The 10913-nt window shown below is 57.5% G+C and carries 10 protein-coding genes; 8 read left to right on the forward strand and 2 right to left on the reverse strand.

Features of this window, described 5'->3' with window-relative positions:
* Positions 1–72 precede the first annotated feature (72 nt).
* The 6 genes from H9I52_RS22400 to H9I52_RS22425 all read left to right on the forward strand — a co-directional run bounded on the left by H9I52_RS22400 (position 73) and on the right by H9I52_RS22425 (position 7384).
* Positions 73–1098, forward strand: a complete 1026-nt coding sequence (locus H9I52_RS22400; RefSeq protein WP_139514792.1) for a rod shape-determining protein — start codon at positions 73–75, stop codon at positions 1096–1098.
* Positions 1099–1232: 134 nt separating this feature from the next.
* On the forward strand, positions 1233–2159 hold the full coding sequence (mreC, locus tag H9I52_RS22405; RefSeq protein WP_139514791.1) for a rod shape-determining protein MreC: 927 nt from the start codon (positions 1233–1235) through the stop codon (positions 2157–2159).
* Positions 2156–2683 carry a hypothetical protein gene (locus tag H9I52_RS22410; RefSeq protein WP_187455723.1) on the forward strand — a complete coding sequence of 176 codons (528 nt, stop codon included), beginning with the start codon at positions 2156–2158 and terminating at the stop codon, positions 2681–2683. The genes mreC and H9I52_RS22410 overlap by 4 nt, the downstream gene beginning before the upstream one ends.
* A 212-nt stretch (positions 2684–2895) precedes the next feature.
* Positions 2896–4734 carry a penicillin-binding protein 2 gene (mrdA, locus tag H9I52_RS22415; RefSeq protein WP_187455724.1) on the forward strand — a complete coding sequence of 613 codons (1839 nt, stop codon included), beginning with the start codon at positions 2896–2898 and terminating at the stop codon, positions 4732–4734.
* A gap of 2 nt (positions 4735–4736) precedes the next feature.
* Positions 4737–6032: a rod shape-determining protein RodA gene (gene rodA, locus H9I52_RS22420; protein ID WP_139514788.1), complete on the forward strand. Its 1296-nt coding sequence runs from the start codon at positions 4737–4739 to the stop codon at positions 6030–6032.
* An 11-nt stretch (positions 6033–6043) separates the two neighbouring features.
* A complete protein-coding gene (locus H9I52_RS22425) occupies positions 6044–7384 on the forward strand; it encodes a hypothetical protein (protein ID WP_187455725.1) in 1341 nt (446 codons plus the stop codon).
* A 41-nt stretch (positions 7385–7425) separates the two neighbouring features.
* On the opposite strand, the gene H9I52_RS22430 is transcribed toward H9I52_RS22425, so the two are convergent.
* Both H9I52_RS22430 and H9I52_RS22435 read right to left on the reverse strand, forming a co-directional pair.
* Positions 7426–8475: a hypothetical protein gene (locus H9I52_RS22430; RefSeq protein ID WP_187455726.1), complete on the reverse strand. Its 1050-nt coding sequence runs from the start codon at positions 8473–8475 to the stop codon at positions 7426–7428.
* 13 nt (positions 8476–8488) lie between these two features.
* The gene (locus H9I52_RS22435) at positions 8489–9691 is read right to left on the reverse strand and encodes a hypothetical protein (protein WP_187455727.1); all 1203 of its coding nucleotides are present in this window, start codon (positions 9689–9691) and stop codon (positions 8489–8491) included.
* A 34-nt stretch (positions 9692–9725) separates the two neighbouring features.
* On the opposite strand from H9I52_RS22435, the gene H9I52_RS22440 reads away from it, so the two are divergent.
* Together H9I52_RS22440 and H9I52_RS22445 are read left to right on the forward strand one after the other, a co-directional pair.
* Positions 9726–10049: a 2Fe-2S iron-sulfur cluster-binding protein gene (locus H9I52_RS22440; protein ID WP_187455728.1), complete on the forward strand. Its 324-nt coding sequence runs from the start codon at positions 9726–9728 to the stop codon at positions 10047–10049.
* 181 nt (positions 10050–10230) lie between these two features.
* Positions 10231–10854 carry a thymidine kinase gene (locus tag H9I52_RS22445; protein WP_187455729.1) on the forward strand — a complete coding sequence of 208 codons (624 nt, stop codon included), beginning with the start codon at positions 10231–10233 and terminating at the stop codon, positions 10852–10854.
* Positions 10855–10913 lie beyond the last annotated feature (59 nt).

Raw genomic sequence — 10913 nt, forward strand, 5'->3', positions numbered from 1 at the left:
TGAAACTTCCGTACTTTTGCCGCACTTTTTCCGGGCGCAACCCGCCCATTATCTTCTCTTTGCCGTTACTCAATGGGTTTCTTCAACTTCCTTACCAGCGACATTGCCATAGACCTGGGCACGGCCAATACGCTCATCATTCACAACGACAACATCGTGGTGGACGAGCCGAGCATCATCGCAAAAGATCGGACTACCAATAAAGTGATTGCCGTGGGTCGGCAGGCGCAGCAAATGCACGAAAAAACCCACGACAACATCCGCACCATTCGGCCCCTCAAAGACGGTGTAATCGCCGACTTCCACGCCGCCGAAGAAATGATCAAAGGCATGATCCGGATGATCGATACCCGGCGCCGCCTGTTTCAGCCTTCGCACCGCATGGTCATCTGCATTCCGTCGGGCATCACGGAAGTAGAAAAGCGCGCCGTTCGTGACTCCGCCGAGCACGCGGGCGCCAAGGAAGTCTGGATGATTCAGGAGCCCATGGCCGCCGCTATCGGCATTGGCATCGACGTGGAGCAACCCATCGGCTCGATGATCATCGACATCGGCGGCGGTACTACCGAAATTGCCGTTATCGCGCTGTCGGGTATCGTGTGCGATCAGTCGATCAAGACGGCCGGCGACGTGTTCAACCAAGACATTCTCGATTACATGCGCCGCCAGCACAACCTGCTGATTGGCGAACGCTCGGCCGAGCGCATCAAAATCGAAGTAGGCGCCGCCCTCACCGAGCTCGAAATCACGCCGCCCGACTTTGAAGTCCGCGGCCGCGATTTGATGACGGGCATCCCGAAAGTGATCAAAGTAACGTCTTCCGAAATCGCCATTGCCCTCGATAAGTCGGTGGCCAAGATCGAAGAAGCCGTGTTGAAAGCGTTGGAAATCAGCCCACCCGAGTTGTCAGCCGACATCTACGAAAACGGCATTCATCTGACGGGCGGCGGCGCTTTGCTGCGGGGCCTCGACAAGCGCTTGGCCGTCAAGACCAAGCTACCGATTCACATTGCCGAAGATCCATTGCGTGCCGTAGTGCGCGGCACCGGCGCGGCCATCAAAAACATTGCGGCCTTCAAGAGCGTGCTCTTGACCTAGATCAGCCTTCTCATTTTTCAATTGACAGTGACCAGTGGTTGTTTTGTAAATGCTTGATAATCAAATAGTTGTAGACTGTTGATGATCTGGTCTTTCAAAATATTGCTTTCTGCCTGTTTCCTGTTGATTGAAAAATGAGAAATCTCTTTGCTTTCCTCTTCCGCTACCGGGGCATCCTGGTGTTCGGGCTGCTGGAAGTACTGAGCTTGTACCTCCTGATTCGCAATAGTGCGTATCAGCGGGCCGCCTTTTTCAATTCGGCCAATTCCTACGTGGGCCAGGTGCTGGACGTGCGCACGCGCATCTACGACTACTTTCGCCTCGTGGACGTTAACCGCGGCTTGGTGGCGGAAAACGCTTTGCTGCGCCAGCAACTCTACCGTTCCGATTTGTCGAACCGCGTGGCCGACTCGTTGCCCGTCAGCAAAGACAGCGTGACGCAGGCGCGCCTGCATGTGCTGGGCCACCCCGACTCGCTGCTGCTGGGGTTGCGCCCGTTGCCGGCCCACGATCCGGATTATCCACTGATTCCGGCCCGAGTTATCAACAATTCGCTTCGAAATGTGGATAACTACATCACCCTTAATGTGGGCAGCCGCGACGGGGTGAAGAACGGGATGGGTGTTGTGGCGGCGGCCGGGGTAGTGGGCCGCATCAAAGTGACGAGCGAACACTACGCCACGGCTACTTCGTTGCTGCACTCCAAAACCCTTATTTCGGCCAAGATTCAGCGCGACGGCACGCAGGGCGCCATCAAATGGCTGGGCGACGACCCAACCCACGCCTTGCTCGACAACATCCCGCGCCAGAACAAGCTCGTGCGCGGCGATACCATCGTGACGTCGGGTTTCAACGCGGTATTCCCCGAAGGGATTTTGATCGGCACCATCGACTCTTTTGTGAAGGAGCCCGACAAGAACTTCTGGACGGTGCGCGTGCGCTTGGCGGTCAATTTTTCCAACCTGACTTACGTGTACGTGGTCAGCAGCCGGCCCAAAGCCGAACGCGATACCATAGAGACGAGAGCAGGCATGAAACCGGAAGAGGAGGATCGGCCATGAGAGGAGCGAGCGTATTGCTAATCACCGTGTTGCGGTTTGCGTTTTATGTGGCCCTGCACGTGCTGGTCGTGAGCAAGCTGGTGCTGTTCGATCTGGGTTGGTGCTTTTTTTACCTGGGGTTTCTGTTGTTTTTGCCCATTAGCACCCCCATTGTGGTGCAGTTGCTGCTCGGGTTTGTGCTGGGCTTCACCATGGATTTGTTTTACGACACGGGAGGCGTGCATGCCGCCGCCGCCGTGCTGCTGACGTATCTGCGCCCGTGGGTACTGCGCTTGCTCACGCCCCGCGACGGCTACGACGCCACCGACTCGGTCAACATCCACCAGATGGGCTGGCAATGGTTCATGGTGTATCTGTCGCTGCTCGTGGTGCTGCACCACACCGCTTTTTTCCTGCTGGAGCTAGGTAGCTTGCGCAGCATCGGGCTCACATTGGGCAAAATCGTGGTCAGCTCGCTCTTCACCGGCCTCACGCTGCTGATTGTGCAGTTGGTGTTCTTTCCCAGTCGCCGTCGCGGGCGGTAAAGAACGTAATTTATTGATTATAAGATATTTATAATTTGCTCGGTTGCGGGAAATCCCTTTGTGGCTAAGCCGTTCAGCGAAGAATTTTTCGGATTTCTGGCGTGCATTTTTACGGAGTAATTGGTGTTCAGCATGGAGGAGACGCTTAGGGCGTTGTACCTTTGCAAATCCGTTCGCCGGACCGGAAGCCAATACCAATCAGATTCATCGCTTTGCAATACCTCGAAGGTCGCAAGTACGTAGTTCAGGCCATTTTCCTGACCGTCGCGCTGGTGTTTGCGGCTCGCCTTTTCTACATCCAAGTGCTCGACGGTAGCTACAAGCTGGCCGCCGACCGAAATACATTGCAACGGCTGGTGCAGGTGCCGTACCGCGGCCTCATCTACGACCGCAAGGGCCAATTGCTTGTGCAAAATACGCCTGTGTACGACCTGATGGTGGTGCCGCGCGAAGTCAAGCAGCTCGACTCGGCGCGTTTCTGCCAGCTGCTGCAATTGCCGCTCGAAGAGTTGCGCGCTTCCATGAAGGCTGCCAAAGCTTTTTCGCGCGTGAAGGCCTCGCCGCTCGTGCAAAATCTAAGCACGCCGGAGCTGGCCGCTATTCAGGACAATCTTATTGATTTTCCGGGCTTTAGCATCAAAGCGCGCATGGCCCGCTCGTACCAGACCCAGAATCTGGCGCACGCGCTAGGCTACGTGGGCTCCATTCCGCCGACCTTCCTGGAAAAGCCAAAGTACGCGAAGTACTCGCCCGGCGATTTCCTCGGAATTTCCGGGCTGGAATCTTTCTACGAACCCATTCTGATGGGGCGTCGGGGCGTGCAGTATCGCATGGTCAACGTCCGCGGCATCGAGAAAGGCGCTTTCCGCGGGGGCGAATTCGATACGCTGTCGGTAGCAGGTCAAGACCTACATACCAGCATCGACATCGACTTGCAGAAGTACGGCGAAGAGCTGATGGCCGGTAAGCGCGGCTCCATTGTAGCGCTCGATCCCAAAACCGGCGAGATTCTAGCCTTCGTTTCCTCTCCGACCTTCGAGCCGGCGATGCTCAGCGGCAAAGGCATGGGCAACCGCTACATGGACCTGCTCAACAACCCCGAGCGTCCGCTCATCGACCGGCCATTAACTGCCTCTTACTCACCGGGTTCTGTATTTAAACTAGTCAATGAGCTGGTGGCCTTGCAAATGGGCGTAGTCACGCCGCAAACGGGTTTCGACTGCAACTGGAAACTAGTGCGCTGCACGCACCGGCACGAGCCACCGCGCAACCTGAGCGTGGCCATCAAAAACAGTTGCAACCCGTATTTCTACCAAGTGATGCGGACCGCATTGCTGCGCGGCCGCTCGCGCAACGCCCGCGAAGATGTGCGGTTGGGGCTTTCGGAGTGGCGCCGACAGGTGATGTCGTTTGGTTTGGGCGACAAGTTGGGCGTGGATCTGCTGAACGAGCGCAAAGGCTTGATTCCATCGTCTGACTTCTACGACAAGCGCTACGGCCTGCACCGCTGGAACTTCCGCACGATTTATTCGCTCTCAATCGGGCAGGGCGAAATGCAGGTGACGGGTCTGCAAATGGCTAATATTCTGGCGACTATCGCCAACCGTGGCTATTATTACACGCCGCATTTTGTGCGCGGCATTGGCAACGGTGGCCCGCTGCCCGAGTACCGCGAGCGGCACTACACCAGCGTCGATCAGCGCCATTTCGAAGACATCATTCCCGGCATGCAGGAAGTAGTCGACGGCCGCAACGGCACGGGCAACCTGGCCAGCCTGGCGCAGTTTGGCATTTCGGTAGCCGGCAAAACCGGCACCGTGCAGAACCCGCACGGCTACGACCACGCCACATTTGCAGCCTTTGCGCCCGTCGAAGATCCCAAAATAGCCATTGCAGTCTTCATCGAAAATGCCGGTTTTGGCGGCACTTCGGCGGCGCCTATGGCGGCGCTAATGATGGAAAAATACCTACGCGGCAACGTTGCTCCTTACCGGAAGCGGTGGGAAGAATGGGTAATGCGGCCCGCAGAAAGTTTTATCAGAATACATTAGTAATGGCTTCCTTACCAGCACGTTATAGCCGAAGCATTGACTGGGTTACCGTCGGGCTTTACGTCCTGCTGGTCGGGCTGGGCTGGCTGAATGTGTATGCCGCCAGCTATTCGCCCGACGCACCCGCTAACCCCCTGAGCCACTTGAGCTTTGGCGAGCTGATGGCGTTCAACTGGTTCAAGCAGATCCTGTGGATCGGCACGGCTGTCGTGCTGATCGTGGTGCTGGTCGTGATTGATTATAAGGCCTACGACACGTTTGCCTACGTACTCTACGGGGGCATGATTTTGTTACTCATTGCTACGCTGTTCATTGCGCGTCCCATCGCGGGCTCGCGCTCGTGGCTGGAGCTGGGGCCAATTCGTCTGCAACCGGCTGAGTTTGCCAAGTTTACCACGGCGCTGGCCGTTTCGCAGTTTATGGCGGGCATCAACCTGCGGCAGCAAAATTGGCGCGATCAGCTCACGCTGGCCGGCCTGACGCTGCTGCCGCCGCTGCTCATCATCGCGTCCAACGAAACGGGGCAGGCGCTGGTGTTCGGAGCGTTTCTGCTGGCATATTTTCGCGAAGGCATGTCGCCGCTTATCCTCCTGATTATTGCCGCTGCCGGCATTATTCTGGTATTGGCCCTGCTCGTGCCAAAGCTCTGGCTACTAGGTGCTTTTACTGTGATTTTGGCCTTGGTTCTGGCGCTCAATACGCGGGTGCTCCGCCACCATTTGCCGCTGGCCATTTCCATTTGGGCGCTGGTAATTGGGATGGTATTTGGCGTTGATTTCTTCTTCAACAACGTATTGCAGCCGCACCAGCGCAAGCGCATTGAGGTGCTCCTCAACCCCTCGGCCGACCCGCTGGGCGTGGGCTGGAACGTTACGCAATCCAAGATTGCCATTGGTTCGGGCGGTTTCGTGGGCAAGGGCTTCCTGCAAGGCACCCAAACCAAATTCGACTTTGTGCCCGAACAAAGCACCGATTTCATCTTCTGCACGGTGGGCGAGGAGTGGGGGTGGGCCGGCACACTGGTCACGATCGGGCTGTTTATGACGCTGCTGGTCAGGATAATCTATGTGGCTGAGCGTCAGAAATCTGTGTTTGGGCGAACGTACGGCTACTGCGTAGCCAGCATCATCTTCTTTCACTTCGCCGTCAACATCGGCATGACCATCGGGTTGGCGCCGGTGGTAGGCATTCCGCTGCCTTTTTTTAGCTACGGTGGCTCGTCGTTGTGGTCCTTTACAACGCTGCTGTTTATTTTGCTGGCCATCGACGCGTACCGCAAGCAAGACTTGGTTCGCTAGCCCAAAGCGTAATGCGCAGCCCCTCCTTCGCCGACCAACGTCTGCCCGCAGTGCCCCGTTGGTTTTGGCTGGCGCTGGGAGTGTTACACGGTGCTTTTTTTGCGTATCAGGTTTGTAATCAACACTATACATTTCCGGATACTGATCGCTACCTGACGGCGGCCACTAACCTCCGGCAAGCTGGTGAGCTGTACGCGCTGCCGCTCTCCGAGCCCCGGCACCCGCAGGAATACACCATCCGGCCGCCAGGCTACCCGTTGTTCCTGCTGGCTTTGGGAGGCACTTCTGAAGGTTTTCCCTGGGTAGTGTTGCTGGTGCAGAACCTACTGAGCTTCTTCAACTTAAGCCTGATAGCGCTCTGCCTACGCCGCCACCAACCAAAGCCTTGGAACTGGGGGGCATTATTAGTCCTAATTGCTACTTATCCTGCACAGTTGATCTACGCCAACGTGCTCATGAGTGAGTTGCTGCTGCAAACCTGTGTGGTGGTACTCTGGTATTGTGCGTGGGCTTACAGCGAACGGCAAAAGCTGGATTACCTACTCGGCGCCGCGCTGGCCCTGACGGCGGCGATGCTTACCAAGCCCGTTTTTTACCCGTTTTGCTCCGTTTTTTTGCTTATTAGCGCCGTAGTTGCTTGGCGTACGCGCCGTTTGGCGCTGTTGGCATGCGGCCTGTTGCCACTGCTGGTGGCACTGCTTTTTCAGGGCTGGAATTACCAACGCACCGGGTATTTTCATTTTTCCAGCATTGCTGAAATCAACCTGTTGCGTTACAATGTGCGCGGCGTGTTGCAGCAAACCGAAGGCACCGAGTCCGCGGAACGCTTTGTGCGTGAAGTAGTTGTAAAGGGAAATAGATTGCCCTCTTTTGCTGCACAGCAGCGCTACATCACGGCACAAAGCTGGTCGGTATTGGCCCGTTACCCGTTGATAGCCGTTCGGTTACATATGCAAGGAACGCTCAACTGCTTCCTCGACCCCGGCCGCTTCGACTGGGTGCATTTTTTGGGGCTCTCTAGCCAGTCCGACGTGGGTTTGTTGGCCAAGTTGCATGCCAAAGGGTACGCTGCTATCTGGCAGTATGTGCGCCAAATGCCTGTAGCGCTGCTGGTTGCGCTTTTGGTAATAGCGATAGCTAATGGCTTGCGATTGGTACTGCTGGGCCAGTTCCTGCTTTCTAGGTCTTACGCGTGGCCCTTGCGGCTAGTGGTAGCCGTATTGGTGTTCTATGTGGTATTTCTTACCGGGCCGTTGGGTGCAGCCCGGTTTCTGGTGCCGGTCTTCCCATTAATAGCCTTGGGTGCAGCCCTCGGACTTCGTAAGAGATCCATTAAATCACCTGATGTATAAGTGTGTGATAATAAAACACTTACGTAATTAACTTTCGCTGTTTACTTGTTGCTCTGCAACCACTGAAAGCTAGGGTGGCGGGTAAGAATAAGCGCAAAAGCCACCGCAAAAACCGGTGCTGCCAGATAGCCCATCCGGCCTAAATCGCCGGAAAGTAGCATGTGCACGGCTACAACGACTAAAAAGCTGGCACCCGCCCAGCCCAGGGGCTGCGTCCAGCTCTGCGCGGCGGCTCGACCGCCGCGCAGGCCTGCCAGCAAAAGCAGCGTGAAAAAGCCGAAGATGCTGAAGATTTCGCCGGCTCCTTTCACCGAAAACAACCGCCGGAGCGAATAGGTGAGGTTCTGAACGTGGGCCAAGGCGTTGTTTACGCTTTCTTGCGGCGGCGCGCCCGCTTGCACGTCAATCCAGTGTCGGACACCGTAAGTGATTATAAGAGAAATGGTTAGCAAAGCGAGTTGCACTGGCCAACGCCCGGCGCGCTGCCCGAAGATCAGCAGCCACGGCACCAGAAAGACGAAAGACTCTTTGGTATGCGGCCCCAGCAACAGGCAGGCTGCCAACGCCCAGCCCGAGCCACTGCGCGCCGCGTAAAATGCGAGCGCCAATACCAACAGGTACAAGCTATCGACGAGCGGCAAGCCGGCGATGTACACAGCCCATCGGCTGGTAAGCACTGCTACTATTGCCAGAGCCGCTGCAGCCGGTGACGCTTCGTAGAGCAGGCAGGTTTGAAACATGACCACACCCGCCGCCGCCAGCAGCAGCGTATTAACAAAGTAAAACCCCAGCCGTAGCGGCCATTCGCCGTGGGCCCGCTGCGGCCAGATGCGGGCATACACTTGGTTGAGCGGCCACGCAACGCCGGCCGCCGCGAAAGGCACCAGAACCCGGTAGCGATGCGTGACGCGCACTCCGCCAAATTCGCCGTGGGCCATGCGCAGGTAGCTGCGTGTGTCGGGCGAGTGGGAGAAATCGTAGTGCACGTACATAGTGTAGGCACTGCCGGCCACTACGCCGATCGCAAACAGATACACCAGCAACAGCCGTCGCCAGCCAAGGTGTGCACTGGGGCTTGGGGCAGCGTTCACGGCAGCGCGAGCGCTAGGCAAACTTTCGGTCGATGAGCTTGAGGAGCTTATTGACGTGCTCTTCCTTGCGCACCCACCCGTACTTGCCGGCCAAATCTTCGCTGACGTAGCGTTTGGCTGTGTCCGGGTCGGGGAGGGTGTCAAGGTGCTGAATAGCAGCGTGATACTCCATGTTCTCGCCGTTAAACAGCTCGTTGATAAAGCTAAATCGCTGGTTGATGGAAATCGCTTCCCGCAGCGATTCTACTTTCGGCGCTTTCTCCGCAAGCATTGCATTGGAGCGCTCCGGGCGGAGCGTTTCGCTAAGCGGCGTAGTAGTGTGCTCGGCTTTTAGCTTGGCGTGCAGCGGTACACCGGATGGCGCCGTAGCTTCTGCCAAGGGGCGGCGCGGTGCTGCCACTGAAGCAGCAGGCGCTACTTGCACTGGCTCCGCCACAGGCACGGGGTCAAAAACCGGCGGCGCCATCACTTTCGCAGGTGCCGGTTCTGGTTCTGGAGCAGGCGCTGCCGCAAGCTCAGGCGCAGCAACGGGGGCCTGCACAACCGGAGCCGGGGCGTCAACGGGCGTTAGCGTAGCGGCGGGTTCTGATTCGCGTAGCTCGGCTTCGGTAAGGGGCAGCAGCTTGCCGAACTCCTCAACTAGCTTTTCCATCGGTTGATGGCGCTTATAATTTGCCTCCTGATACAGCCGGAAGCGGCTCAGCACTTGCTCGCGTTCCAGTGGGCTGTCCGTTGCCAAGGAGTCGATAAACTCCTGAAAGAGAGCCTTGTCAATATCAATGTAACGCAGGCTGTCGCGCAGTTGGGCTACCGTGGGCGAGGGCTGATTGCCCAACAGCTTCTGTTCAAAAGCCTGCGCCGGATCGGCGGCTAGGCCCAGCGTATCGCTGATAGCGCGGGCCAGTAGCGGCTCGAACGCCGCCCGCGCCACCTTGATGCGCCGCGAAAGCACGTTCATGAACTGCGTGAGGGCCTGGCGCACGTCGGCGTCTTCAAAATCAAAGTAGGGGCTGCGCAGCCGGGCCATTTCGCCGGTCCATTGCGCGAGCAGTTGCTGCACCACAAACAGATTTACCTGCCGGATGGGCGTAAAACGGAGCACAGCCGGCCCATCGAGGGTCGCGGCGGGCTGGGTGGCGAAGTGTTGGTCGCAGAGGTGCGCGGCCAGCCGACGGCCGTATTGTTCGCGCTTTGCTTGGCTATATTTGTCCTTCATCGAGAGCCTGATTCAACGGGCAATTTAGGGAAAGATGCCCACTCTGACTGTGCAAAATCTGCCTGGAGCTACGCTGGACGTGCCCGCGGGCGCTACGTTGCTGGCCGCTTTGCAGGCCGCCGGCCACGACTGGATGCATGCCTGCGGCGCGAAAGGGCGGTGTACGACGTGCCGCCTACAGATACTAGCCGGCGGCGAACATCTAACGCCGCTTACGGCCTCCGAATTGCGTTACCGCGCAGCCGGCCGGCTACTTCCGCACGAACGGCTCACCTGCCAGGCCCAGTTGCCAGAAGGCCAGGTCACCGGCAAAGTGCCTCGGGCTACTATGTTGCCGCATGTACAGTACGCCGGGTAAGTTTTGAAGGGTTAGCTGTTATACCTACGAAAAACTTTCGCCGAACCGGAAAGCCCTGAGTACGTGCGCTTCCGCTCGCGGCGGCAACTTCTGGCTTGAGGCTAGCCGGCGAAAGTCGTACTTTAGATTTGTGAATAGGCTGGGCGCGCCCGGTTACTGACAACTGACAACTGAGAATTCTGTGTTTATAGAACCCCGTGTCGGCAATGGCCGCGAAGTGCCCCGCCGGGGCTGGATTGAAGTGGTTTGCGGCTCCATGTTTTCGGGCAAAACCGAGGAATTGATTCGCCGCCTCAACCGGGCTAAAATCGCCCGCCAGCAAGTCGAGATTTTTAAGCCCGCCCTCGATACTCGGTATCACGAGCACGATGTGGTGTCGCACAACGCCAACAGCATTCGCTCCACGCCCGTTGCTTTGCCCCAGGAAATGTTGCTGCTGGCCAGCGGCTGCGATGTGGTGGGCGTCGATGAGGCGCAGTTTTTCGACGAGTCGTTGGTGGACGTGTGCGTGCAGCTGGCCAACCGCGGCACTCGCGTCATCGTTGCGGGGCTGGACATGGACTACATGGGTAAGCCGTTTGGTCCGGTGCCGGCCTTAATGGCTGTGGCTGAGTATGTTACGAAAGTGCACGCCGTGTGCGTGCGGTGCGGCGAAATTGCGTCGTATTCGTTCCGTATTGCTGCCTCCGAAGACCAGATTCTGCTTGGCGAAACCGATTCGTACGAAGCCCGCTGCCGCTACTGCTTTTTGGAAGGCATGAAGGGCAAAAACCCGGAAGCGGCCAGCGTAGCCGCCAAGCACTAATTCCGGGCGCCGGACGTTTCCTGTATCGTTCTTTTTGCCTTCGTTCCCTGCCCCGATGA

The organism is Hymenobacter sp. BT491 (genome assembly GCF_014349165.1).
In the GTDB taxonomy this organism is placed as follows: Bacteria; Bacteroidota; Bacteroidia; order Cytophagales; family Hymenobacteraceae; genus Hymenobacter; species Hymenobacter jejuensis.

Excerpts from the sequence above, each read along its gene's own strand:
- mreC (WP_139514791.1), top strand. The coding sequence starts at position 1,233 with ATGAGAAATCTCTTTGCTTTCCTCTTCCGCTACCGGGGCATCCTGGTG.
- H9I52_RS22425 (WP_187455725.1), top strand. The coding sequence starts at position 6,044 with ATGCGCAGCCCCTCCTTCGCCGACCAACGTCTGCCCGCAGTGCCCCGT.
- H9I52_RS22440 (WP_187455728.1), top strand. The coding sequence starts at position 9,726 with ATGCCCACTCTGACTGTGCAAAATCTGCCTGGAGCTACGCTGGACGTG.
- H9I52_RS22410 (WP_187455723.1), top strand. The coding sequence starts at position 2,156 with ATGAGAGGAGCGAGCGTATTGCTAATCACCGTGTTGCGGTTTGCGTTT.
- H9I52_RS22435 (WP_187455727.1), bottom strand. The coding sequence starts at position 9,691 with ATGAAGGACAAATATAGCCAAGCAAAGCGCGAACAATACGGCCGTCGG.
- rodA (WP_139514788.1), top strand. The coding sequence starts at position 4,737 with ATGGCTTCCTTACCAGCACGTTATAGCCGAAGCATTGACTGGGTTACC.
- H9I52_RS22400 (WP_139514792.1), top strand. The coding sequence starts at position 73 with ATGGGTTTCTTCAACTTCCTTACCAGCGACATTGCCATAGACCTGGGC.